Annotated in this window: 27 protein-coding genes; 15 read left to right on the top strand and 12 right to left on the bottom strand. The window is 31.6% G+C overall.

Going from position 1 to position 26,138, the window contains the following annotated elements; all coding sequences use genetic code 11:
• Nucleotides 1-9 precede the first annotated feature (9 nt).
• From ligA to B2G86_RS11150, 10 genes are all read right to left on the bottom strand, one after another.
• On the bottom strand, nt 10-2,013 hold the full coding sequence (ligA, locus tag B2G86_RS11195; protein WP_078358238.1) for an NAD-dependent DNA ligase LigA: 2,004 nt from the start codon (nt 2,011-2,013) through the stop codon (nt 10-12).
• Nucleotides 2,014-2,016: 3 nt separating this feature from the next.
• Nucleotides 2,017-4,197: a DNA helicase PcrA gene (gene pcrA / locus B2G86_RS11190; protein WP_078358233.1), complete on the bottom strand. Its 2,181-nt coding sequence runs from the start codon at nt 4,195-4,197 to the stop codon at nt 2,017-2,019.
• A 12-nt stretch (nt 4,198-4,209) separates the two neighbouring features.
• Nucleotides 4,210-4,893 carry a heptaprenylglyceryl phosphate synthase gene (pcrB, locus tag B2G86_RS11185; RefSeq protein ID WP_078358231.1) on the bottom strand — a complete coding sequence of 228 codons (684 nt, stop codon included), beginning with the start codon at nt 4,891-4,893 and terminating at the stop codon, nt 4,210-4,212.
• A 107-nt stretch (nt 4,894-5,000) separates the two neighbouring features.
• Nucleotides 5,001-5,702 (bottom strand): M15 family metallopeptidase, encoded by a 702-nt coding sequence (locus tag B2G86_RS11180; RefSeq protein WP_078358230.1) that lies wholly within the window; start codon nt 5,700-5,702, stop codon nt 5,001-5,003.
• An 825-nt stretch (nt 5,703-6,527) separates the two neighbouring features.
• A complete protein-coding gene (locus B2G86_RS11175; protein ID WP_078358228.1) occupies nt 6,528-6,830 on the bottom strand; it encodes a YerC/YecD family TrpR-related protein in 303 nt (100 codons plus the stop codon).
• 78 nt (nt 6,831-6,908) lie between these two features.
• Nucleotides 6,909-8,204, bottom strand: coding sequence for an adenylosuccinate lyase (gene purB, locus B2G86_RS11170; RefSeq protein WP_078358226.1), 1,296 nt, complete (start codon nt 8,202-8,204; stop codon nt 6,909-6,911).
• A 301-nt stretch (nt 8,205-8,505) separates the two neighbouring features.
• Nucleotides 8,506-8,682: an NETI motif-containing protein gene (locus tag B2G86_RS11165; RefSeq protein WP_078358225.1), complete on the bottom strand. Its 177-nt coding sequence runs from the start codon at nt 8,680-8,682 to the stop codon at nt 8,506-8,508.
• Nucleotides 8,672-9,241 (bottom strand): DUF2179 domain-containing protein, encoded by a 570-nt coding sequence (locus B2G86_RS11160; protein WP_078358224.1) that lies wholly within the window; start codon nt 9,239-9,241, stop codon nt 8,672-8,674. Before B2G86_RS11160 ends, B2G86_RS11165 begins: the two co-directional genes overlap by 11 nt.
• A 64-nt stretch (nt 9,242-9,305) precedes the next feature.
• Nucleotides 9,306-10,127, bottom strand: coding sequence for an ammonia-dependent NAD(+) synthetase (nadE, locus tag B2G86_RS11155; protein ID WP_078358222.1), 822 nt, complete (start codon nt 10,125-10,127; stop codon nt 9,306-9,308).
• Nucleotides 10,127-11,599 (bottom strand): nicotinate phosphoribosyltransferase, encoded by a 1,473-nt coding sequence (locus B2G86_RS11150; RefSeq protein ID WP_078358220.1) that lies wholly within the window; start codon nt 11,597-11,599, stop codon nt 10,127-10,129. The genes nadE and B2G86_RS11150 overlap by 1 nt, the downstream gene beginning before the upstream one ends.
• A gap of 144 nt (nt 11,600-11,743) precedes the next feature.
• On the opposite strand from B2G86_RS11150, the gene B2G86_RS11145 reads away from it, so the two are divergent.
• From B2G86_RS11145 to B2G86_RS11090, 12 genes are all read left to right on the top strand, one after another.
• Nucleotides 11,744-12,910 (top strand): MFS transporter, encoded by a 1,167-nt coding sequence (locus B2G86_RS11145; RefSeq protein WP_078358218.1) that lies wholly within the window; start codon nt 11,744-11,746, stop codon nt 12,908-12,910.
• A gap of 185 nt (nt 12,911-13,095) precedes the next feature.
• Nucleotides 13,096-13,926, top strand: a complete 831-nt coding sequence (locus B2G86_RS11140) for an ATP phosphoribosyltransferase regulatory subunit (protein WP_078358217.1) — start codon at nt 13,096-13,098, stop codon at nt 13,924-13,926.
• A 14-nt stretch (nt 13,927-13,940) separates the two neighbouring features.
• Nucleotides 13,941-14,558, top strand: coding sequence for an ATP phosphoribosyltransferase (gene hisG, locus B2G86_RS11135; RefSeq protein WP_078358216.1), 618 nt, complete (start codon nt 13,941-13,943; stop codon nt 14,556-14,558).
• A complete protein-coding gene (gene hisD, locus B2G86_RS11130; RefSeq protein ID WP_078358215.1) occupies nt 14,548-15,804 on the top strand; it encodes a histidinol dehydrogenase in 1,257 nt (418 codons plus the stop codon). The genes hisG and hisD overlap by 11 nt, the downstream gene beginning before the upstream one ends.
• Nucleotides 15,805-15,807: 3 nt before the next feature.
• The gene (locus B2G86_RS11125; RefSeq protein ID WP_078358214.1) at nt 15,808-16,818 is read left to right on the top strand and encodes a pyridoxal phosphate-dependent aminotransferase; all 1,011 of its coding nucleotides are present in this window, start codon (nt 15,808-15,810) and stop codon (nt 16,816-16,818) included.
• Complete coding sequence (gene hisB / locus B2G86_RS11120) at nt 16,790-17,368, top strand: imidazoleglycerol-phosphate dehydratase HisB (RefSeq protein WP_078358212.1); 579 nt, start codon at nt 16,790-16,792, stop codon at nt 17,366-17,368. Before B2G86_RS11125 ends, hisB begins: the two co-directional genes overlap by 29 nt.
• Nucleotides 17,368-17,949: an imidazole glycerol phosphate synthase subunit HisH gene (gene hisH / locus B2G86_RS11115; RefSeq protein WP_078358209.1), complete on the top strand. Its 582-nt coding sequence runs from the start codon at nt 17,368-17,370 to the stop codon at nt 17,947-17,949. The genes hisB and hisH overlap by 1 nt, the downstream gene beginning before the upstream one ends.
• Complete coding sequence (hisA, locus tag B2G86_RS11110; RefSeq protein WP_078358207.1) at nt 17,942-18,646, top strand: 1-(5-phosphoribosyl)-5-((5-phosphoribosylamino)methylideneamino)imidazole-4-carboxamide isomerase; 705 nt, start codon at nt 17,942-17,944, stop codon at nt 18,644-18,646. Before hisH ends, hisA begins: the two co-directional genes overlap by 8 nt.
• Nucleotides 18,643-19,401, top strand: coding sequence for an imidazole glycerol phosphate synthase subunit HisF (gene hisF, locus B2G86_RS11105; protein WP_078358205.1), 759 nt, complete (start codon nt 18,643-18,645; stop codon nt 19,399-19,401). The genes hisA and hisF overlap by 4 nt, the downstream gene beginning before the upstream one ends.
• A complete protein-coding gene (gene hisIE / locus B2G86_RS11100) occupies nt 19,398-20,030 on the top strand; it encodes a bifunctional phosphoribosyl-AMP cyclohydrolase/phosphoribosyl-ATP diphosphatase HisIE (RefSeq protein WP_078358202.1) in 633 nt (210 codons plus the stop codon). Before hisF ends, hisIE begins: the two co-directional genes overlap by 4 nt.
• Nucleotides 20,031-20,095: 65 nt before the next feature.
• Complete coding sequence (locus B2G86_RS11095) at nt 20,096-21,154, top strand: nitric oxide synthase oxygenase (protein ID WP_078358199.1); 1,059 nt, start codon at nt 20,096-20,098, stop codon at nt 21,152-21,154.
• Between the two features lie 14 nt (nt 21,155-21,168).
• The gene (locus tag B2G86_RS11090; RefSeq protein ID WP_078358196.1) at nt 21,169-21,978 is read left to right on the top strand and encodes a prephenate dehydratase; all 810 of its coding nucleotides are present in this window, start codon (nt 21,169-21,171) and stop codon (nt 21,976-21,978) included.
• Between the two features lie 57 nt (nt 21,979-22,035).
• On the opposite strand, the gene B2G86_RS11085 is transcribed toward B2G86_RS11090, so the two are convergent.
• Both B2G86_RS11085 and B2G86_RS11080 read right to left on the bottom strand, forming a co-directional pair.
• Complete coding sequence (locus B2G86_RS11085) at nt 22,036-22,485, bottom strand: iron chaperone (protein WP_078358193.1); 450 nt, start codon at nt 22,483-22,485, stop codon at nt 22,036-22,038.
• A 12-nt stretch (nt 22,486-22,497) separates the two neighbouring features.
• Nucleotides 22,498-23,604 carry a glycosyl hydrolase family 28-related protein gene (locus tag B2G86_RS11080; RefSeq protein WP_078358190.1) on the bottom strand — a complete coding sequence of 369 codons (1,107 nt, stop codon included), beginning with the start codon at nt 23,602-23,604 and terminating at the stop codon, nt 22,498-22,500.
• Nucleotides 23,605-23,692: 88 nt separating this feature from the next.
• Here B2G86_RS11080 and B2G86_RS11075 point away from each other — a divergent pair, with 88 nt between their 5' ends.
• Genes B2G86_RS11075 through B2G86_RS11065 form a run of 3 tightly spaced genes read left to right on the top strand, consistent with a single transcriptional unit; the run spans nt 23,693 to nt 25,524 of the window.
• A complete protein-coding gene (locus tag B2G86_RS11075; RefSeq protein ID WP_078358188.1) occupies nt 23,693-24,241 on the top strand; it encodes a cysteine hydrolase family protein in 549 nt (182 codons plus the stop codon).
• Nucleotides 24,242-24,300: 59 nt separating this feature from the next.
• The gene (locus tag B2G86_RS11070) at nt 24,301-25,227 is read left to right on the top strand and encodes a manganese-dependent inorganic pyrophosphatase (protein WP_078358187.1); all 927 of its coding nucleotides are present in this window, start codon (nt 24,301-24,303) and stop codon (nt 25,225-25,227) included.
• A gap of 21 nt (nt 25,228-25,248) precedes the next feature.
• Nucleotides 25,249-25,524, top strand: a complete 276-nt coding sequence (locus B2G86_RS11065) for a GNAT family N-acetyltransferase (RefSeq protein WP_078358185.1) — start codon at nt 25,249-25,251, stop codon at nt 25,522-25,524.
• Nucleotides 25,525-26,138: the final 614 nt, after the last annotated feature.

The following is a 26,138-nucleotide window of genomic DNA, read 5'->3' as shown; positions in this document are numbered from 1 at the left end:
CTTTAACCTCTATTCATTGATATTACGATATTTGTTTAACCAATCTTCTTCTGACCAAACTTCGATATTTAATTTTTCAGCTTTTTCTAGTTTGGAACCTGCATCTTCACCAGCAATAACAACATCTGTATTTTTTGTTACACTTCCTGTTACTTTTGCACCAAGTGATTGGATTACTTTTGTAGCTTCTGGTCTTGACATCTCTGCCATTTTACCAGTTAACACAAATGTTTTTCCACTAAAATCAGGATGACCTTCTATTTCAGATTGTTTTGTACCTGTATAAGACATATTAACATTTTTCTTTTTTAGCTTGTCTATTAATACTTTAATATCTTCATTTTCCATATAAGTAACAAGTGATTGAGCCATCTTATGCCCTACATCAGGTATTAATGTTAAATCATCAATTGTCACTTCAAATAATCGATCAATTGATTCATATTTTTCAGATATAATTCTACTAGCTTTTGTTCCAAGGTGTCTAACACCTAATCCGAACAATAAATGTTCTAAAGACTTTTCTTTTGATGCTTCGATTGCAGTCAATAAATTATGAACTTTTTTCTCACCCATACGTTCTAAAGGTAACAAATCTTCTGCTGTTAAGTAATATAAATCAGCAACATCTTTAATTTTATCATTTTGATAAAGTTGTTCTATTATTTTATCACCTAGACCATCAATATTCATTGCTTGTCTAGAAACAAAGTGAATCATACCTTCAACAAGTTGTGCAGGACATTTAGGATTTATACATCTTAACGCAACTTCTCCTTCAATTCTGACTAACTCATGTTCACAGCTAGGACAGTGCGTTGGCATATGGTAAACTTCACTATCGTCAGTTCTATCTTCAGCAATGCTTCTAACAACTTCAGGTATTATATCTCCAGCTTTTTTGATAATAACTTTATCACCTATACGAATATCTTTTTCGTGTATTAAGTCTTCATTATGTAAAGATGCTCTTGATACAGTTGTCCCTGCTACTTTAACAGGTTCTAGTATTGCTGTAGGTGTTACGACACCAGTTCTTCCAATACTAAGCTCAATATCTTTTAAAGTTGTTAACACTTCTTCAGCTGGGAATTTATATGCAATTGCCCATCTCGGAGACTTTTGTGTAAAGCCCAGTTCTTCTTGCTGACTGAGATCATCTACTTTTATGACTATACCATCAATATCGTAGGACAGTTGATTTCTTTGTTCCGTCCATTTACTAATAAAAGATAAGACCCCATCAATATCATCAAAAGTTTCTCTTTCTTTATTCGTTTTGAATCCTAATTCGTCTAAATTATTCAATGCTTCAGATTGACTAGCCGCTTCTATTTCTGTTAAATCATTTACACTATATAGAAATATATCAAGTTTTCTTTTTGCGGTTAATTTAGAATCGAGCTGTCTTAAAGAACCTGCAGCTGCATTTCTAGGATTGGCAAAAAGTTGGTCACCATTTTTCTCTTTAATTTCATTTAAAGACATAAATGACTTTCTAGGCATAAATGCTTCACCACGAACTTCTATAGATAGTGGTTCTTTAATTGTTAAAGGGATTGCATGTATTGTTTTTAAGTTTTCGGTTATATTTTCACCTGTTGTGCCATCACCTCGTGTTAAGCCTTGCACAAAGCGTCCGTTAACATACTTTAGTGAAACTGCAAGCCCATCAATTTTCAATTCACAAGTGTATTTAACATGATTTACTTTTTCTTTAACTCGTTGGTCAAACTTTTTTAAGTCTTCCTCATTAAAAGCATTCCCTAAAGACAACATAGGCGTGTCATGATTAATTTTTTCAAATTGAGATAACGGTGGTCCACCAACTCTAACAGTTGGTGAATCAGCCGTCTTTAATTCAGGATGCTGTTCTTCTATAGAAATTAATTCATTTAATAACTTATCGTATTCACTATCAGGTACTGTTGGGTTATCTAATACATGATATTCGCGATTATAACGATGTAACAGTTGATGAAGTTCTTCAACTCTTGTTTTTAATTCATCCATAGTTTACTCTCCCTTTTTCTCAATTGGTGCAAATTGAGCTAATAAACGTTTTGGTCCTTCTTTTTTGAATATAATATCCAATTCAACTGAACCATTTTTATCATTTACAGCACTGACCATACCTTCTCCCCATGATTTATGAGTAACTTTATCACCAACATTCCATGAAGTTTCTGGTTTTTGTTGCGTATTCATACGTCCTGCAAATCCACGTTTCGGTGCAGAAGTCTGTTTTGTTTTAAACGAAGTTTTCGGCTTAACACCATCCAGTAAATCTTCTGGAATTTCTTTTAAGAATCTAGATTTCATATTAGCTTGAGATCTACCAAATAATGTACGCGTTGTGGCGTGAGATAAATGAAGCTCTTGTTCAGCACGTGTTATAGCAACATATGCGATTCTTCGCTCTTCTTCCATTTCATGTTCTTCGCCAGATTGTAAACTTCTAAAGTGTGGAAAAATACTTTCTTCCATACCAATTATAAAGACAACTTTAAATTCTAATCCTTTTGCAGAGTGCATTGTCATCAATGTAACGCCCGCTTCTAGATCAGCATTATCAACATCTGCAACTAATGATAAATCTGTTAAGAAATTCATAAGTGATTGTTCTTCTATAGGTGTATTTTTCTCATAGTCTCTAGGAACTGATAAGAATTCATCAATATTTTCAAGTCTACTTTGAGATTCAATCGTTTGTTCATTTTCAAGCATACGTCTATATCCAGATTTATCTAATATTTGTTCAACAAGTTCAGTAATAGATAAAAACTCTTGCTGTTGCATTAAGTTATTCATCATCTCATAAAAATCAGCACCTTCTTGAGTGACCTTTTTAGATAATCCTATAAAATCAACTTCACCTAAAGCATCAAAGTAACTCAAGTTATTCATAGCTGCATATTGTGCGATTTTTTGAACAGATGTTGGACCTACACCACGTTTAGGTGTATTAATAATTCTTTCAAAACTTATATCATCATTACTGTTTGAAACTAATCTTAAATAACTAAGTATGTCTTTAATTTCTTTACGATCATAGAATTTCGTTCCGCCAACCATTGTATAAGGAATATTTGATTTCAAGAATGTTTCTTCAAGTACACGAGATTGAGCATTCGTTCTATATAATATAGCTATATCTTGATTATTATAGCCTTCTCGTTTTTTCTTTAAGATTTCACGAATAACGTATTCCGCTTCGTCTCTTTCAGTTGTAGCTTCATAATATTTAATTTTTTCACCTGATGTATTATCTGTCCATAAAGCTTTTGGTTTACGCTCTGAATTATTACGTATTACTTCATTAGCAGCTGTTAAAATCGTTTTTGTAGACCTGTAATTGCGTTCTAAAAAGATTGTTTGTGCTTTTGGATAATCTTCTTCAAACGATAAAATATTTTTAATATCCGCGCCTCTCCAACCATAAATAGATTGGTCAGAGTCACCCACTACACAAATATTTTGAAATTTACTTGCTAATAAATTAACAAGTGTATACTGCGCTTTGTTTGTATCTTGATATTCATCCACATGAATATATTGGAATTTATTTTGATAAAATTCTAATACTTCAGGTACACGATCAAACAGTTGAATCGTCATCATAATTAAATCATCAAAATCCAACGCATGATTTCTCAATAATTTATTTTGATATCCTTTATATACACGTGCAACCATCATTGCATAGAAATCATTTGCTTCTTTTTCTGCATCTTCGGCAGTCTTTAATTCATTTTTGAGGTTTGATATTGCTCCAATAAATGTTCTAGGTTCATACTTTTTACTATCAATGTTTTCCTTTTTCAAAATTTCTTTTATAACAGATTTTTGGTCAGTAGGATCAATAATAGTAAAGTTTCTTTCAATTCCTATACGATCAATGTCGCGTCTTAAGATTCTTACACACATTGAGTGGAATGTTGAAATCCAAATGCTTTCAGCTTCAGGTCCAACTAAATGACTAATTCTTTCTTTCATCTCTTTAGCTGCTTTATTTGTAAATGTAATAGCCAACACATTGTAAGGATTAACTTCTTTTTCATCTAATAAATATGCGATTCTATGTGTTAACACTCTTGTCTTACCACTACCAGCACCTGCCATAATAAGTAATGGGCCTTGAGTTGTTTGGACTGCTTGTTTTTGTTCGTCATTCATTCTATCTAACAATGCGTTCATAAAAACCTTCCTTTATTGTTTTACTTTTACTGTTTGTAAAGCTTTCTTCAAATCTTTATATATAATATTGCCAACCACGATTGTATCAGCAAATTCAGCCATCTCTTTAGCTTTTTCTTTATTGTTAATGCCGCCACCATATATTAACTGAGCATTTTCTAAATGTTCTTTCACTTCTTTCACTTCATCAACATTTCCATATTTCCCACTATATTCTAAATAAAATATTGGCATGTGATATAACTTGTCGACCATTCTTGCATAACTTATCAAATCTTCAATATCCAAATGAGTTCTAGCATCTGTCAGTTTAGCAACTTTACTATCCTCATTCATGACGACATAAGCTTCAAGAAATATTTCATCAAAGTCCATCATGTAACCATATTTCTTTATTGCTTGTTGAAGTATACCATTGTGGTAATCAACTTTATTACTATTTAATACACTCGGTACAAAATAAAAATCAAAACCAGGTACAACACTTTCAATATTAGAAATTTCTAAAGCACATGGTAATGGATAGCGTCTAACTCGACTCATAAGATTTAATACATTATCTTCTGTAACATTATCTGTACCACCAATTATAATGGCGTCAGTACCAGATTCACATACCATCATTAAATCCTCATCTGTAATGGATTTAGCAGGATCTAATTTAAACACATGTTTCCATAACTTTATATCGTACATAGTTAAACTCCTTTAAATATCATAAGATTAATTATAGCATTTTTACCTTTAAATTCCGAAACTAAATAGGTTGATTCACATAAAAAAAGAAGCGAACTTTTCGCTTCTTACATACCATAATTATAGTATTCTTCTAATGTTGTATTTTGCTTATTTATTTCATTTGCTAAATCTTTACCTACATATCTTAAATGCCAAGGTTCATATTGATAACCTGTAATGTTCTCTTTACCATTAGGATATCTCACGATAAAACCATATTTATGTGCATGCTCTTTAATCCATTTTCCTTCGTTTGTATTACCAAAAGATTTTCTAAAATCATCAGTCGCTTTATTAGATCCCACATCAAATGCTAATCCAGTTTGATGTTCTGATTTACCTGGTTTCGCGCTATATTGATTTGCTGCTTTTTCTCCATCTCTTGCTACATAATCATTATATAACTGTTCTTGTTCTTCATATGAACGGTATCCACTTCTAAAAACAACATCTAATCCATCATTTCTAGCATCTTGAATCAGTTGGTTCAATTGAGTTCTTGCAGTTCTATTTTCACCTGGTGCGTAATCACTAGGTAAGTCTACTTTCTTATTTGCGAAAACATGACCATCAACATAAGTTATGCCATCTTTCTTCTTAATATTAGGTTGCTCATTTTTTTGATTATTTTTGTTATTTTGACCATTAGATTGTTCTTCTGTAGATGATTTATCTTCTGTATTTGAATGATTGCTTGAATCACTATTTACGCCACATGCACTTAACACTATAGAAGATATTCCAACGATTAAAAATAGTTTCTTCATGTGTAACGCTCCTTAATTTACTGAATTTAATTATTATATTACTATTTTAATAATTAATCAAAATAAATAAGCATATCGTACGATTTTGTTCGTGCATGTTTGCCTACCTTTTTATACAATCTTACGATTTTGTTCGTGCATGCTTGCCTAGGGGTATGGTTCGAGCCTGTAGTCTCTCACTCATACTATTCCCTCAGGCGTCAGCACTTTACAAAATCGTTGAAAATATTCATTTTTATACAAAAATAAGAGCAGAAATTCATTATTAAAATTGAATTTCTGCTCTTTTTAAAGTTTTAGGATATTTATGTCTTAAGCTTCATTTTGTATTCAAATCTGCTTTTATAGATACTCTTATCAGCAGTTTTACCTAGTACTGCTTTTAACACTACCCTTATCAGCAGTTTTGCCTAGTACTGCTTTTAACACTAACCTTATCAGCAGTTTTGCCTAGTACTGCTTTTAACACTAACCTTATCAGCAGTTTTGCCTAGAACTGCTTTTAACGCTACCCTTATCAGCAGTTTTGCCTAGAACTGCTTTTAACGCTACCCTTATCAGCAGTTTTGCCTAGTACTGCTTTTAACACACCTCTTATCAGCAATTTTGCCTAGTACTGCTTTTAACGCACCTCTTATCAGCGGTTTTGCCTAGAAATGCTTTTAACGCTACCCTTATCTGCCCGCGGAAAGCATGCGCATAAAAAAATGCCAACAAAGTCTATTACTTTGCTGGCATTCTGATGATAGCTCTATGAGCTACCAAAATGATTATTATAAATTTCTAGGACATTTATATCCCAATCTCAAAAAATATTCTTACTATTTATTTTTCAAAATCAATATTCATTCTTTCAAGTATCATCGTGTATGCATCATTACCCCATTGTAAAGATCTTTTAACTCGAGAAATAGTCGCAGTTGATGCACCAGATTCTTTCTCGATATGTGCATATGTGAATCCTTGTTTGATCATTTTCGCAACTTGTAATCGTTGTGATAATGACTGTAATTCATTGACAGTACATAAATCATCAAAAAATTGATAACATTCTTCTCTAGTCTCTAGCGTTAGTACAGCATCAAATAGTTCGTCTAATGCTTTACCTCTTAATTTTTCGATTTGCAAAAAATCAACCCCTGTTTAATATAAGTTCATTAATTGCATTTTAACGCACTAACCTATTAAAGTACAGTATAAAGAATTTTATTCAATACCAGCTCTTCTAAATATAGTATCTACTTGATTTAAGTGATGCTTTTCATCGAAACATTCATCTAATTCAGTTTCATTTAACAAGTTCGTAATTTTCTCGTCTTGTTCTACTAGAGTTCTAAATGGTGTTTGTGTTTCCCATGATTCCATTGCTTTTGGCTGAACGATATCATAAGCCTCTTCTCTAACCATTCCTTTATTAATAAGTGTTAACATAACACGTTGTGAATAAATAAGTCCAAATGTCTTATCGATATTACGTTTCATATTTTCAGGATAAACAGTTAATCTATCAATGATATTAGTGAATCTATTTAAAGCGTAATCTAAAGCAATTGTAACATCTGGTAACATGATTCTTTCAGCTGATGAATGAGAGATATCTCTTTCATGCCATAATGGTACATTTTCATATGCAGTTGTAACATATCCTCTAATAACACGAGCTAAACCTGTTACATTTTCAGATCCAATTGGATTACGTTTGTGTGGCATTGCTGATGATCCTTTTTGACCTTTTGCAAATGCTTCTTCTACTTCACGTGTTTCAGTTTTTTGTAAACCACGTACTTCTACTGCAAATTTTTCAATAGAAGTTGCAATTAAGCCTAAAGTTGCAATGTAATAAGCATGGCGATCACGTTGTAGTGTTTGTGTAGAAACAGGTGCATAATCTAAACCTAATTCTTTACATACATGCTCTTCAATTTCAGGTGGAATATTCGCAAAAGTACCAACTGCGCCACTCATTTTTCCTACTTCAATTTCTTCACGTACACGTTTGAATCTTTCTAAGTTACGTTTCATTTCTGTATACCAAAGTGCCATTTTTATACCAAATGTTGTTGGCTCAGCATGTACACCATGTGTTCTACCCATCATTAACGTTGTCTTATGTTCAATCGCTTTATTCTTTAAGACTTCTAAAAATCTTTCTATATCTTTTTCTATAATTTCATTAGCTTGTTTAATTACATAACTAAGCGCAGTGTCAACAACATCAGTTGACGTTAAACCATAATGTACCCATTTACGTTCTTCACCTAATGTTTCAGATACTTGTCTAGTAAACGCTACGACATCATGGCGCGTTTCTTGTTCAATTTCTTTAGCTCTATCAACGTCGACTTTAGCATTTTGTCTTATTAGTTTAACATCCTCAGCTGGAATATGTCCTAACTTGCTCCATGCTTCACACGCTAGTATTTCAACTTCTAACCATGCTTCAAAACGATTTTGTTCAGTCCAAATATTAGCCATTTCTTCTCTAGAATAACGTTCAATCATTGATAAATTCTCCTATCATTTTTTAGTCATTTACATTATAACAAACATTTTGTAACACGTACATTATTTATAAAATATCAAATAAAGTTCGTAATTAGATTGTTAAATCATTTATCTCTCTCATTATATATTGTAACAGTCGGATAATAAATTGAAAGTAGTTTCCCATTTATAATTTATATGTCCTTATAATCGCATCTTTGTTTTTTCATAAACAATAAAGACAATATGAAAATAAAACACCCTTGGAAGTTATATTTTTCGACTAACTTCCAAGGGTATTTTGATTTCAAACAATCATTTAATCATTCATTTTTTTGCCTACAAATTGTATTTCTTGTCTAAGTACTTCAATATCACCGTTCTTCTTTTCAATAAAGACAGGTTTTTCAAATCTTTTCACTGGTGTATAACCTTGTTCTTTCATTCTATTAAGACACATTTCTATCGTTTCATTTTCTTCAACTCTAAACTTCATCAGTATCATACGCCTTTAATTTTTTACTTCGTACACCTTTAACCCAGAAACCACCGTGGATGTTTTTAGGTTCATATGCAATAATAAAAGCTTTTGAATCTAACTGTTTTATTGTGTCCATTAATTTCAATTCAAATCTACGTGGTGTTAATATTTGCATTACAAGACGATCTCCATCTCTTCCTTTTGCAACATAATGTGTGACACCATACCCAAAGTCTCTCAACTTTCTAGGTAAATCTGTTTCATATTCTGCAGTTGTAACGTTCACAACGATATAACCTAATGCTATCTTTTCTTCTATCTTCATGCCTACAATAATACCCGTTGCAAATCCAAGTGCATAAGCTAATATATTCTGAATTTGGTCAAGACTATTTATTACTAAACCTAATCCGATAACATAAACGACTACTTCAAGTACACTCACAGCAGCGGCTATATATCGATATCCTTTTAGTGTTAAAATCGTTCTCATTGTTAAACAGGATACATATACTATATTAATTACAAATATAGAAAGTACCATTAGCCATGGATTATCTAATATAGCTGACATGCAAACCCTCCATTTATTAAAATACTGGAATTATTTTATCAATCAAACTTATGAAAGTCACGCATTATTTTGGCCAAGTATATCTTGTATAAGGCATTTCTCTTTTATGTGCATTTCTTACATAGTGATTCTGAATAATTTCTTGATCTTTTTCATTTATTTTTTTACCTTCTAAAAAGTCATCAATTACATCATAAGTTACTCCCAAAGCTTCTTCGTCTGGTAAAGCTGGTTTATCTTCTTCTAAATCGGCAGTAGGTACTTTATTAATTAAATGTTCTGGACCATCTAAATATTTTAAGATTGCTTTACCTTGTCTTTTATTCAAGCCAAATAAAGGAGCTATATCACAAGAACCATCACCAAACTTAGTGAAGAATCCAGTAATATTCTCAGCCGAATGATCAGTTCCTAGTACAATACCACTATGTGCTGAAGCAATTGAATATTGGACTTTCATGCGCTCTCTCGCTTTTTCATTTCCTTTTTGAAAATCTGTAAGTTCAACACCTGATTCTTTTAATGATTGAATACTTGCTTGAACTGCTGGTTTAATATTCACTGTTATACGTTTGCTTGGATTAATAAAATCTAAAGCATCTTGTGTATCTTGTTCATCAAACTGTTCACCATACGGCAATCTAACAGCGATAAATTGATATTGTTCATTTTCTTCAGCATTTAATTCTTCTACTGTTAACTGTGCTATTTTACCTAGCAATGTTGAATCTTGACCGCCTGAAATACCTAAAACTAATGACTTCACAAAACTATGAGCTTTTATATAAGATTTCAAAAAATGTTTAATCTCTTCAAATTCACTATTAGGGTCTATTACTTTTTTTACATTCATTTCTTTAACTATGGTTGATTGCAAATCTCTCATTACTGTTCCACATCCTTAATAGATTCTGCAACTCTTTCTGCAACTTCAAATATTTTTTTATTCTTATTATCCCAACAAGCTTTACTTAAGTCTACAGGGTACTCTTCAGGATTTAAATAACGTTTATTTTCTTCCCATAATATCTCAAGGTTATCAAATGCAAATTGTTTTATATCATTAATTTCTGGCAATGAATAAACAAGTTTACCGTTTGTAAAAATATCGTGATGTAAATCAACAGCTTTAAAGTTTTTAATATATTTCATTTTATAAGTATGAACGGGATGGAACATTTTTAAACGTTCTTCTTTGTTTGGCTCTTCATGTTCTAAAGTTATATAATCTCCTTCAGATTTGTTCGTTAAAGTATTAATAACTCTATAGACATTTTTCTTACCAGGAACCGTAACTTTTTCTGCATTGTTAGAAATTTTAATACGATCTGAAAGTTCACCATTCTCATCTTCAATTGCCACAAGTTTGTATACAGCACCAAGAGCTGGTTGATCATATGCGGTAATAAGTTTAGTACCTACACCCCAAGCTGTAACTTTTGCTCCTTGTGCTTTTAAACTTGTGATTGTTTCTTCATCTAAGTCATTTGAAGCAAATATTTTTGCATCAGTGAATCCCGCTTCATCTAACATTCTTCTTGCTTCTTTAGATAAATACGCAATATCACCTGAGTCTAATCGAATACCTATAAAATTAATTTTATCGCCTAACTCTTTTGCTACTTTAATAGCGTTTGGTACACCGGATTTAAGTGTATGGAATGTATCTACGAGGAAAACACAATTTTTATGTCTTTCAGCATATTTTTTAAAAGCAATGTATTCATCATCATAAGTTTGTACCATTGAATGTGCATGTGTCCCTGAAATCGGAATACCAAATAATTTACCTGCTCTAACATTACTTGTTGAGTCAAATCCCCCAATGACCGCTGCTCTTGCACCCCATATAGCAGCATCCATTTCTTGTGCTCTTCTTGTACCAAATTCCATGACAATTTCATCACGTACCACTTGCTTAATTCTACTTGCTTTCGTAGCAATTAAAGTTTGAAAATTCACGATATTTAATAGCGCTGTTTCAACTAGTTGAGCTTGAATTAATGGTGCTTCAACTCTAAGGAGAGGTTCATTATTAAAACATAACTCCCCTTCTTTCATCGCTCTAATGTTACCTGTAAAACGTAAAGCTTTTAAATAATCTAAATAATCATCTTGATATCCAATTTCTCTCAAATATTCAATATCTGAATCTGTAAACTTGAAATTTTCAATAAATTGTACAATTCTCTCTAATCCACTAAAAATAGCATACCCACTATTAAATGGCATACTTCTAAAATATAGATCAAATATAGCTTTACGTTCATGAATCCCATCATTCCAATAAGTTTCGCCCATATTGATTTGATATAAATCCGTGTGTAACATTAAACTATCGTCTTCATATTTATACATTATTCAATACTCCTCCGGTTATATAATTTTATATTATTTTATCATACTTTCTAATTTAAATTTTAAAAAGTAACTTAAATATATCAAGTCATTTATCTCTATGATAAAATACTTAAGATGTAAAATTAAGTGGGAGGCTAACAAATGAAAAATTCTTCATTCAAAAAATTATTTATTATACTTTCAATTATTGTAGCTATCTCCGGTTTCTCACAAGGAATGCTCTTACCATTAATTTCAGTAATATTTGAACGTAACGGGATCTCTAGTTCAGTAAACGGTATACATGCAACTTCTTTATATATTGGCGTATTTCTTTCTTCATTCTTTATTGAAGGACTAGTACGTAAATCCGGTTTTAAATATATGATACTAATTGGTGGCGCTATAGTTGCCTTATCTTTATTGTTATTCCCTACATTAAAAACTTTATCTATATGGTTTATTTTAAGACTTTTAATTGGTGTTGGTGATAACATGCTTCATTTTAGTACACAAACATGGTTAACACATATGACACCGAAACATAAACTTGGTAGAACAATTTCAGTATATGGATTCAGTTTTTCAGCAGGGTTTATGCTTGGACCTTTATTAGCTAAACTCGTAGACGTTTCAGAAGCATTACCATTTATTCTTTCAGCAATGCTCTCTATCATTACCATTTCGTTAGTACTTTTAATTCATAATGAATTTCCTTCATCGAATGTGCGTCCTATTAGCATGATTAATACATTGAAGAACTTCGGAGACGTCATAAAAACATCATGGATTGCTTTCATGTTTCCATTATTATATGGATTATTCGAAGCGGGACTACATAGTAACTTTCCAGTTTATGGTTTAAGAAATGGTCTTGATGTTACGAGTATCACATTAATATTACCAGCGTTCAGCTTAGGTGCTATTCTATTCCAAGTACCGTTAGGAATGTTTAGTGACATTCATGGTAGAAAAAAAGTATTACTCTGTTTAACTTTAATTGGAAGTATCATATTCCTCTTAGGTGACTTTTTACCTAATACAACCTTTATAATGATGGGATTATTTTTAATTGCAGGACTCTTTACAGGATCATTTTATGGTTTAGGTGTAAGTTATATGACAGACTTAACACCAAAGCATAACCTACCCGCTGGTAACTTAATGATCGCAATGTCATTCAGTATCGGTAGTATGATAGGACCAATATTAGGCGGAACAATTATTCAAATATCAAACGGAACGATATTCTTCACAATGATTGCTGTATTTGTATTTATCGTGTTCATACTACTATTAGTTCACCGAACACCACAACAAATAGAATAATATACGAAATATAAAATACGGAGGAACCAAATTGCATATGCAATTTGGTTTTTTTTATTTTCCGTTGTTTGATAATTTAAATATTCAGAACTTTCAATTGATTAGTTAGTTTATGCATGTTATAGTATCATTTATAATTAAAAAAATACTTTAACTTGGTAGAGAGTAAAAGCGAGGTTTATAATATGGATTATGTAAAATATAAAGATGACGTTATTAATAAGAAAGAAAAGGAACTTAAGTTCTTAAAGTATTTTAGTTCTAAAGATTTTGAAGTCATCGATATGAACTTCATTGAAAAACTACAATGGAAACAATTGACTCAGGATGATTTAAATAGTCTAGATACTAGAAGTATTTGGAAAAATGGTGATGCTTTTTATAGTTTAAGAAATGACTGGACTGATCAAATTCAGCATTATAGCCGCGAATATCAATTAAAAGCGTCTCGTGTCACATACGCTGGTCCTATTTCAATTAATGAACATATATTTACTAATTTAGGTGTAGAGATATTTAATCCAACAAGAAATGATATGTTGCAATGTTATCAGTACATTCATGATTTCATTCAAAAGGAACTTGAACTTAATGTAGACTTTGCAGTTATTGGTCATTATCAATTATTCGACCTTTTATTGCCTAAAGAAGAACAAACTGAAGAATTATTTCTAGCAATAAGTGAAAGAAATATTTCAAAAATTTCTAAATTACTTTCTCAAAACCATACTTTAGTTCAACTATTAAAAACACCAACACATCATCAATTAGATTTCTTAACGAATTTTGCTGATGTTGAACATCCAACATATAAATCGTTACAGTATTGGAAATCTACTCTTGAGGCATCAGGCATTAATCATATCCATTTAGATATTACAACGATGCCTCCAAAATCATATTATGTAGGAAGTTTTATACAACTTTATCAAAATAATAATCGTAACCCTATCGCATCGGGTGGACACTATAACGGTACTTTAGAAGGTTTTGGGTTCGGTATTCAATTAAATTAATTTAGGAGGTTATTATGTTAACAGTTGCGCTAAGTAAAGGACGTCTTTTAAAAGATTTTATTAAATTTATAGATTCAAATGGTAATTCAAAATGGTCAGATGCGCTTAATAAAAGAGAGCGTAAACTGCAAATCCAAGTCGAAAATGTCAGATTTATCTTAGTTAAAGGTCATGATGTACCAACTTATGTTGAACAAGGCATTGCTGATATTGGTATAACGGGCAGTGATATTCTTGATGAAAAAGACAAACTCAATGTTAATAACTTAGTTGATTTACCTTTTGGGTTTTGTCATTTTGCTGTTGCAAGTAAACCAGATGTTACAGAATATAAAAAAATTGCCACAACATATGTGAAAACTACTAAAGCATATTTTAAAAATAAAGGACAAGATGTTTCTATCATTCCCCTATCTGGTTCAGTAGAATTAGCTGCCGTTGTGAATATGGTTGATGCAATAGTTGATATTGTTCAAACTGGCACAACTTTAAAATCTAATGGACTTGTTGAAAAAGAATCTATTGGGGATATAAATGCAAAATTAATAACAAATAAACATGCTTTCTTTAGTAAATCTAATGTTATCGAATCATTTATAGAAGAAATTGGGGTGTCTATCAATGCTATCTAAAACACAGTTTATTAAACAATTTGAGCAAGACAGAATTGCTGATGAGCGTAATACTGAAAGTGTAAAAAACATCATTGAAGATGTAAAAACAAATAAAGATCAAGCAATATTTAAATATAATAAAAAATTTGATAATGTTGATCTAGAACAAATTGAAGTGCCTCAACATGAAATTAAGAACAGTATTAATCTTATCTCACATGAATTAAAATCAGCACTCGAAACGAGTCATAAATATATTAAAGCGTTTCAACAAAAAATAAAGCACGAAAATGTAACTACAGGACAAACTTATCAACTTTACCATCCAATTGAAAAAGTAGGTATTTATGTTCCAGGCGGAAAAGCGAGTTATCCTTCAACTGTTTTAATGACAGCTACTCTTGCAAAAGTAGCAAATGTTAAAGAAATCATAGTTGTTACCCCACCACAAAAAGATGGCATTGACCCTGCTATATTAGCAGCATGTCATATTACAGGGGTAAATCGTGTGTTTCAAGTAGGTGGTGCTCAAAGTATTGCAGCACTTGCATATGGTACAGAATCAATACCTAAAGTAGATAAAATTGTTGGTCCCGGTAATCAATTTGTCTCACTAAGTAAACAATTACTATATGGTGTAGTTGGTATTGATCAAATCGCTGGTCCAAGTGAAATTGCACTTATTGCTGATGAGCATTCAAATGTGGACTATATCATTCAAGATATTTTAGCTCAAGCTGAACACGATGAACAAGCTCGAACTTTCTTATTATCAACAGATCAGTCATTTTTAAGTAAAGTTAATCAAAAGCTTCAACAAGCAATAGATCTAGCACCTAGAAAAAACATTATTGAGAAAAGCATAAAAAACTTTCATTATCCTATTTTAACAACAGATATTAATGAAACGATTGAAGTAGTAAATTATATCGCACCAGAACATTTATCTATTCAAACGACTGAACCAGACTTATATATTGGCAAAATTAAATATGTTGGCGCAATGTTTTTAGGTCAATACTCACCTGAAGCAATTGGTGATTACGCTGCAGGTCCAAGTCATGTTCTACCTACAGATCAGACAGCAAGGTTTTCAAATGGTCTTACTGTAAATGATTTCTTAACTAGCCACTCTGTTATTCATCTTGATGAACATGCTTATCAAGAAATTGCGCCAAGTGCAATTGCATTAGCTGAAGAAGAAGGTTTATACCAACATAAACAATCATTAGAAGTAAGATTAACAAACAACAAGGAGTCGTGAAATATGATTAGAATTAACAAAAACGAAAGTCCAATTCCTGCTTTGGATGAAGAAATATTAAAAGAAATTATATCCAATTCAGATTTTAACTTTTACCCTGATGAAGAATATGATGCATTTATTAATGCTTATGCTAATTATTATCAATTATCACCTAATCAAATTTCAGCAGCAAATGGTTCTGATGAATGGATTCAAAAATGTATGATTGCTTTACCAGATGGTCCAGTATTAACATTGAACCCTGACTTTTTCATGTACACAGCATATGCTCATCAAATTAATCGCCCTATCCATTATGTTGACGCTGAACAAGACTATACATTTTCATTAGACAAAATCAAAAATGAAATACGTCGTATCAAACCAGCATTTTTTATTATGAGTGTTCCACATAATCCTTCAGGTATTCAATACTCTCCAGAATTTTTAGAAGAAATTTCTGAGTTGATGAAGGAAATCGGAGGATACTTTGTTATTGATGAGGCATATTTAGATTTTGGTGATGCTTATGAAATCGAATTGAAAGATCACATCATTCAAATGAGGACATTAAGTAAAGCATTCGCACTTGCCGGATTAAGAGTTGGTATAGTTATTTCTACGAAAAAAACGATTCAAACTTTAAATAGTATTGCACATCCCTATCCTTTAAATACTTTAACTTTAACAATAGCGACTGCGCTATTTAATGATAAGGACCTTGTAAGCTCTTTATTGAACCGACAAAGACAATTATGTGTAAAACTTAGAACAATATTCGAAAATAATGTAAGTGACATTATTAATGTTTTGCCATCAAAAACAAATTTCGTATTAACATATGGTAACTTAGCTCAAGATTTAGGCAAATATATTTATAGTAAAGGGTTTTTACCTAGGTTTTATGATGAACCTAACATGAAGCAAACTGTACGCTACTCTATCGCAACTGAACCACAGTTAGAAGACTTAGAAAAAGTCGTAAAAGAATGGAGGCAAAGATATGACTTATCAAAAAGCAAGATCAACTAAAGAAACGGATATTAATATTCATTTGTTATTTAATGATGAAGCATCTCAAATTAATACTGGTGTAGGATTTTTAGATCATATGCTCACTTTATTTAGTTTTCATAGTGGTATAACTTTAAAAGTAAATGTAGATGGTGATACACATGTAGATGACCATCATACAGTTGAAGATATAGGTATTGTAATTGGTCAATTACTTTTAGAAGCAATTAAAGACAAAAAATCATTTAGTAGGTATGGCACTTTTTATATTCCAATGGATGAAACCCTAGCGCGTGTTGTAACAGATATTAGCGGTCGTCCCTTCTTATCATTTAATGCACAATTTTCTCGTGAAAAAGTTGGAACTTTTGATACTGAACTTGTAGAAGAATTTTTTAGAGCACTTGTAATTAATGCTAGATTAACAACACATATAGATTTAATTAGAGGTGGTAACACGCATCATGAAATTGAAGCTATATTTAAAGCATTTGCAAGAAGTTTAAAAATTGCCTTAAGTAAAGATGATTTCGATGGTGTCCCATCATCTAAGGGTGTGATTGAATAATGATAGCAATTATGGATTACGGTTTAGGTAATATTAAGAATATTGAACGTGCCCTTCTTCATTTAGGTTATGAAGCTGAATTAACATCAGACATTACGACTATAAAAAATAGTACACATGTAGTGTTACCTGGTGTTGGTCATTTCAAAGATGCAATGAATCAATTACAAAAAAGTGGTTTAGATAAAGTACTTAATGAAATAAAAGATACACATAGAATTATTGGAATCTGTTTAGGCATGCAAGTTCTATTTGAATTTAGCGAGGAAGGTGCTACTAAAGGACTCGGTCTACTTGAAGGTAAAGTTAAACCTATAGAAAGTCCCTATCCAGTACCACATTTAGGTTGGAATAATTTACAAAGTGAGCATCCTATTTTAAATGGTGATGTTTATTTTATACATTCATATCATGTTTCAACTAATTTACCTGTCATAGCGACTGCAGATTATGGGCAACCGATTACTGCAATTGTTCAACAAAAAAATATTATTGGCATTCAATTTCATCCTGAAAAAAGTGGTGACTATGGACTTGAAATTTTAGATTTAGCATTGAAAGAGGGGTTTTTAAATGATTGAAATATGGCCAGCAATTGATTTAATTGATTCAACAAGTGTGAGATTAACTGAAGGTAAATATGATTCAAAGGAATCCATGGCACGCACAGCTGAAGAAGCCATCGCCTTTTATTCAAAATTTGACCAAGTCTCTAGAATTCATGTTATCGATTTAATAGGAGCAAAAAAACAGCAACCAACAGAAGCGGACTACATAGAACAACTTGTTAATTTAACACATTTACCAATTGAAGTTGGTGGTGGCATTAGAAGCATCGACACGATTCAATCATATTTCGACAAAGGAATTGAATACATCATTGTCGGAACAAAAGGTATTCAAGATTTAAATTGGTTAAAACAAATTACAAACCAGTTTCCAAACAAAATTTATTTATCTGTTGATGCATACGTTGAAGAAATCAAATTAAACGGTTGGATTGAAGATGCAGGTATGAATCTATTCGACTTCATTAAAAGAATTGAACATCTTCCAATCGGAGGTATTATTTATACTGACATATCAAAAGATGGTAAGTTATCTGGACCTAACTTTGAGTTAACTGGCAAATTAGTGCAATCAACTTCAATTCCAATTATTGCATCTGGTGGAATAAGAAACAAAGATGATATCGATCAACTTAATCAATTAAACGTCCATGCAGCTATAGTTGGAAAAGCAGCAAATACTGATGAATTCTGGGAGGGTATTTCATGATCAAGAAAAGAATCATCCCTTGTTTAGATGTAAAAGATGGTCGAGTCGTTAAAGGAATAAAATTTAAAGGATTAAGAGATATAGGACACCCAGTCGAATTAGCAGAATATTATAACCAAGCAGCAGCAGATGAACTCGTGTTTTTAGACATATCTAAAACTGAAAATGGACATCAAATGATGTTAGATATTATTAGTCAAACTGCTTCTAAACTTTTTATCCCTCTAACTATTGGTGGAGGCATAAGTACTCTAGACGATATTTCTTCCCTTCTAAATCATGGTGCTGATAAAATTTCTTTAAACTCAAGTGCTTTACGTCATCCTAATTTCATACGTGAAGCAAGTGACAAGTTTGGAAAACAATGTATTTGTATAGCTGTTGATGCTAAGTGGGAAGAACAACTTCAAGATTGGTATTGCTATACTCACGGTGGTAAACAAAGAACAGATAAACGTGTGCTAGACTGGGTCAAAGAAGTAGAAAGTTTAGGCGCAGGTGAATTGCTTGTAACAAGTATGGATTATGATGGTGTTAAACAAGGCTTCGACCACACATTATTAAGCGAAATTACTAAACTCGTAAACATTCCAGTCATCGCTTCAGGAGGCGGAGGTAATAGTCAACATTTTGTCGATTTATTCACAGAAACAGACGTATCAGCTGGACTTGCTGCTAGTATCTTCCATGATAAAGAAACAACAATTCAAGCCGTTAAAACACATTTATCTAACGAAGGAGTGAATGTACGATGAGTCAATTAACACCTGATTTTTCAAAAGGTTTAGTGCCTGCAATATTGCAACATTACCAATCAGGTCAAGTACTAATGCTTGGCTATATGAATGAAGAAGCTTATAACTTAACAGTTCAAGAAAAAGTGTGCTGGTTTTATTCAAGAAGTAAAAATCGTCTTTGGAAAAAAGGCGAATCTTCAAATAATATTCAACATGTTTTAGATATAAAATTAGATTGTGACCAAGATACAATTTTATTACAAGTTAATCCAGATGGACCAACTTGTCATACTGGTTCGATTAGTTGTTTCAATACCGATGAACCTTATTCTCTTGAATCGTTAGAGTCAACAATTCAAGAAAGTGTAAACTCAAATAATCAAAAATCTTATACTAACTATTTGTTATCTGAAGGTATAGATAAAATTACAAAAAAATTTGGTGAAGAATCTTTCGAAGTTGTTATAGCTGCTATGAAACATGATAACTTGGAACTAACTAATGAAGTAGCAGATGTACTTTACCACCTATTTGTTCTTCTTCATGATCGAGGCGTGAAATTTGAAGAAGTAGTTGATGTATTGAAAGAACGTCACAAAAAATCAGGTAATTTCAAAGGTGAACGCAAGAATATTAATAATTGGTAATTTGTCATAAATCACATATTGCCAAAATATAGTAGTCGCTTATACTAGTACATAGAGGTGTAATTATGATACAAGAAAAAGCGACTACTTTTATTATAGATATGTATAAAGAACTTAATATAGATGAAACAAAAGCGCATAAAAGAATTCAAGAAATACAAGATGAAATAAATCAAACAGGAACATATACACATAATAAAGATGAACTTGAGTATGGTGCTAAAGTAGCGTGGAGAAATTCTAATAGATGTATAGGACGCCTTTTTTGGGACAAATTAACTGTCAGAGATTTAAGACATATCAATAGTGAAAAACAATTTCTACACTCTATTGAAGAACATATTGAACAAGCTACAAATAATGGCAAAATTAAACCTATGATTAGTATATACTCTAATCAAATTGAAATTAAGAATGAACAGCTTATCCGATATGCTGGGTATGAAAATTATGGTGATCCTAAGTCGAGAGAAACCACTCAACTCGCTCAACACCTAAATTGGCAAGGTAAGCATTCTGACTTTGATATACTCCCACTTATTTATCGTATTAATAAACAACCGCTGCAATTCCACTCTTATACTGAAGGATTAATTAAAGAAGTATCAATCAAACATGAGCAATTTCCTGCTTTAGAAAAGTTGCAATTAAAATGGTATGCAGTACCTATCATATCTAATATGGATTTAGAAATTGGTGGGCTTTATTATCATACTGCTCCATTTAATGGTTGGTATATGGAAACTGAAATTGGGGTTAGAAACTTTACAGATGAATATCGTTATGACAAATTGAAAGATATAGCTGAAGCTTTTAATTTAGATACATCAACAACATCAAGTTATTGGAGAGATAAAGCTTTAGTAGAATTTAACTACGCTGTTTTTCATTCGTTTAAACAATCTGGAGTTTCAATAGTAGATCATTACAACGCATCAAAGCAGTTTAAAAAGTTCGAAGACAATGAAAATAATGTTAATAGAAAAGTTACAGGTAAATGGAGTTGGCTAGCTCCCCCTCTTTCACCCTCACTTGTACATAATTATCATAAAGGCTATGATAATGAAATGAGAAGTCCTAACTTTTTATATAAACAAACAGAACAAGGTTGTCCATTCCATTAGAAAGGAAGTCTTTTATGAAATTATATTATTTAGGGCCATTAGGAACATTTTCACATATGGCTGCATTAAAATATAAACAAAATGAAATAGAAGAATATATACCAAAATCAAATTTATACGAAGTTGTTAAAGCAATAGAAACAGATCCACAAAATATAGCAATTGCTCCTATAGAAAATTCTATAGAAGGAACGATTAACATTATTGCAGACTCATTAACAGAACAAAAAATTCATGTTATAGATGAATTACATTTAGACATTTCCTTTTCACTTTATGTTAAAAAGGGAACAAAATTAGAAGATATAAATGAAGTCGTTTCAATCGCACCAGCTATTAATCAGACTTCAAAATTCATTAAGAATCATAACTTTACATATCGGTATTCAGACAGTACAGTACAAAGTTTAGATGAGATAGATGACCATACTGCTGCAATTGCACCAATTGGTTTAGAAGAAACTAATAATGAAATAATCGCTCTACACCAACATATTGAAGACTATCCACATAACACAACAAGGTTTTTAGTACTATCTGCTCAAGAAAAACCAGTTAAAAAAGCAACAGACAGTATATTATTGATCACTCCAGATCAAGATAAACCTGGTCTACTAGCAAGTATATTAAATACATTTGCACTATTTAACATTAACCTTTCATGGATTGAATCACGTCCACTAAAGACTCAACTTGGAATGTATCATTTCTTTGTACAAGCTGATTGTAGTGCAGATGATGTAGAAATGAAAAAAGTTATTACGATATTGAAAACCTTAGAATTTAATGTGAAAGTACTAGGTAATTTTGATAAACATATATAAAAAGAGTGGGACAGAAATCTGATTTTATTAAAAGATTTCTTCGTCCCACCCTTTTATTTATTTACTATTTCTATGACCCGTTTCGTATTTATTTATCCATTCCTTTACTGTAACTTTTTCACTCAACTCACCAATCAAATCATAGGGAATCGTTTTTGTATTTGTAAATCTGATGCAACTTTTACCCATGTTTAATTTCGTTGGAACTCGTTCTGCATATTCACGTTCAAACCATTCTTTGAGTTCTTCCATTCCATACAATCCCATATGATATAAGGCAATATGATTTTTTTGAACGCCTATACTAATAAATGGCAGTGGTTCGTCAGTTCTATTTAAGTAACCTTTTGGATAAGTATTAAGTGGTACTACAAATGTAGGCATGCCATATTGTAATACTGGTTCAAATCCAATTGGAAGATGTTCTTGAATTACTTCATACAATTTAATATAAGCTTCTTTTCTTTTTGCATCGATTTGATCAATATAACTTTCTATTTCATTCATTAGATACACCTCTTATATTTGTATTAGTCTATCTACTTTATCTTTGTCAATGCGCGTTAAATGCTTATTATTCATTAAATATATATCAGTTGATTTTATGAATTTAATGTTATTTGAAGTGTCTCCTTCAAAATGATTATTGAAAATATAAATATCTTTATTCTTAACTTTTTCATAACTCTTAACGAGAATACTTTGTTTACTTTTAATGTTTTTAAATGTATTTTCTCCAATTAATAATGTTGAACCTGCTTGTCCACCTCTATCAAACTGATTAATATCTAATGAATATTTACCGGTCGGTACTGCTAAATACCGGACGCCACCTTCACAATCAATAAATGTATTATTTGTTACTGTTGTTTCTTTTGATTTTAAAAGTGTAACCGCAAAATCTCCTAAGCCTTCAAATGTATTATTTTGAATATGAATATTTTCATAAAACGCATTATACATACTTGCATGTGAACCAACCGCCCTGTTCCATGCTGACATATTTGGATCTCCAGAGTTTCCAAAATAACAATTTTCTATTAAGACATTTTTAGTAATCGTACCATCAGGTGCTCCAAACTTAGGAAATGCACCCTTAGTTTGTATGTCTATCTGTACCGCTTCACTAAATAGTCTCTTACCACTATCATCTCGAAATCCTAAAAATTTACACTTACTCACATAAAAACCATCTAAACCACACGCATCAATTGCATGTCCACCTACAACATTTTTAAAAGTTACGTTATGAATTTGAATATTGCTAGCATGACCTATCGACATAATCGTATTGTTAGTATTATTAGTATGTCCATACGCATCGAAAGTTCCACCAATAATATTTATATTACTATGGCCGTTATATCCATAGTATTTTTTAAATTTATGACCATTTTTCAGCATTGCATTAGATGATTTTCTTATAAGAGTTGCCTCATCATCTAGAATAAGTGTTGTATTTTCATAAATAACTAATTCATAAATGATATGGTAAACACCTTTTGGGATATAAACAGTTACTGGTCCTTTTCTTGCTTGTAACAATGCTAATTGGATACCAATTGTATCGGTTAACCCACACCCACCTTTAGCACCATAATTTTTCACGTTAACTATATTCTTCATACTTCATAACCACCTTAATATAGCGTATACTTTCATATATATTCATATTACACTGAAATTAAATTATAGACAATTAGGGGGAATTTAATTGAAGAAAGCATTAATAGTTGTAGATTATTCAAATGATTTTGTTGCTACTGATGGGAAACTAACTTGTGGTGAACCTGGTCAAAAAATCGAAAAAAATATATATAACAAAATTGAAGATTATAATACTAATCAAGATTTAATTTTTTATTTAATGGATTACCATTTTGAAAATGATCCTTATCATCCTGAAACGAAACTCTTTCCACCCCATAATATTAAGGGAACGAACGGTAGAGAATTATACAACACATTAAAATCTCAATACGAAGAAATCCAAAATTCCAAAAATGTATTTTGGTTAGATAAAACAAGATATAGTGCATTTTTCGGTACGAATCTAGATAGTTTGTTAAGAGAAAGAGCAGTTGATACTGTTGAGATAGTTGGTGTCTGTACTGATATTTGTGTACTCCATACTGCTATAGACGCTTATAATCTGAATTATAAAATTCATATTCCTAAAAATTGTGTAGCCTCATTTAATCAAGCTGGGCATGATTGGGCACTTACACATTTTGAAAATAGTATAGGCGCGTTTGTAGAATAGACAAGATGTTCGTGGTAAAATAAAGTGACAGAATATTCAAAGCTAAAGGAGAATTTACATTGGTAAACACATTTATATTTGGACATAAGAATCCAGACACAGATACTATTGCTTCAGCATTAGTAATGGAAGATTTACAAAAAGAACTTGGAAATGATGTTCAAGCAGTTAGACTTGGAGAAATTTCTGATGAAACACAATACGCATTAGATTATTTCAAAGTTGATGCACCTGCATTATTAGAAACACCTTTAAAAGGTAAAGACGTTATTTTAGTTGACCATAACGAATTCCAACAAAGTGCAGATGATATTACAGATGCGACTATAACAATGGTAGTTGATCATCATCGTATTAGTAATTTTGAAACTGGTGCCCCATTATATTACAGAGCTGAGCCAGTTGGTTGTACAACTACAATCCTTAAAAAAATGTACAATGAAAACAGTATAGAAATTAAACCTGAAATTGCTGGATTAATGATTTCAGCTATTATTTCTGACACACTTCTATTTAAATCACCAACATGTACAGACCAAGATAAAAAAGCTTGTGAAGAATTAGCTGAAATTGCCAATGTTGATTTAAATGAATATGGATTAGAAATGCTTAAAGCTGGTGCTTCAGTTAAAGGTAAAACACCAGAATTTTTATTAAATATGGATGCTAAATCATTCAACATGGGTGACAAACTTGTACGTATCGCTCAAGTTAACACTGTAGATGTAAAAGAAGTTCTTGAAATTCAAGAAGATGTTGAAAATGAAATCAACGCAATAATTGCAAATGAACAATACGATTTATTCGTATTTGTTATTACTGATATATTAAACAGTGATTCAACAGTGATTGCTTTAGGTAAAGAACAACAAGCAGTTGCAAAAGCATTTAATACTGAATTAAATGGTAATGTAGCAGTATTACCTGGCGTTGTGTCACGTAAGAAACAAGTTGTACCACCAATCGATGAATTATTAGGTAAATAATTTATAAGGAGTGTGATTGCAATGGAAATCAAACAAGGTACAAACAAGTTTTATGTAGGTAACTCGGAAAATGATTTTGAGGCAGAAATTACGTATCAAGATTTGGATGGTAAGACGCTCGTTGTAGATCATACATTTGTTGACCCTTCTTTAAGAGGTCACGGAATGGCTAGAAAGCTAGTTGATATTGTAATTGATAAAGCACGATCAGAAGGTAAAGTTATTGATCCAGTATGCCCTTACGTTCAAGATGTTATGACTAAAGACCAAAGCACACACGACGTATTAAAAAAATAATGATAAGAGTCCGGATATAATTCCTAACTCAAAAAAATAAGCATATCACGTAACTGAATTTTTAAAGTTTACAGTGATATGCTTATTTTTTAAATCTTACGAATTTATTCGTGCATGCTTGCCTACCTTTTATACAATCTTACGATTTTGTTCGTGCATGCTTGCCTAGGGGTATGGTTCGAGCCTATAGTCTCTCACTCATACTATTCCCTCAGGCGTCCGCACTTTACAAAATCGTTCTCAATTTAGGCACTTTTTATTTGTAATCAAAGCTGGTTTTATGGCTAATCTTATAAGTAATTTAGCTTAAACCTGCTTATACTACACCTCTTATCAGCAATTTCTCTGTAACCTGCTTATACTGGTACTCTTATCAGCTATTTTACTGAAACTTGCTTTTACTGATACTCTTATCAGCAATTTCTCTTAAACCTGCTTTTACTGATACTCTTATCAGCAATTTTGCTGAAACTTGCTTTTACTACACCTCTTATCAGCAATTTTGCTGAAACTTGCTTATACTGGTACTCTTAAAAGAGTCAAGTCCATAATTTTGTGTAATATCTTTAGATGTAATCAACCATTGGTTTTTCTAGGGTATTAACAAAATATAT

The sequence above is a fragment of the Mammaliicoccus fleurettii genome, from assembly GCF_002018435.1.
Classification (GTDB): Bacteria; Bacillota; Bacilli; order Staphylococcales; family Staphylococcaceae; genus Mammaliicoccus; species Mammaliicoccus fleurettii.
This window is presented reverse-complemented; position numbering and strand designations above follow the sequence as displayed.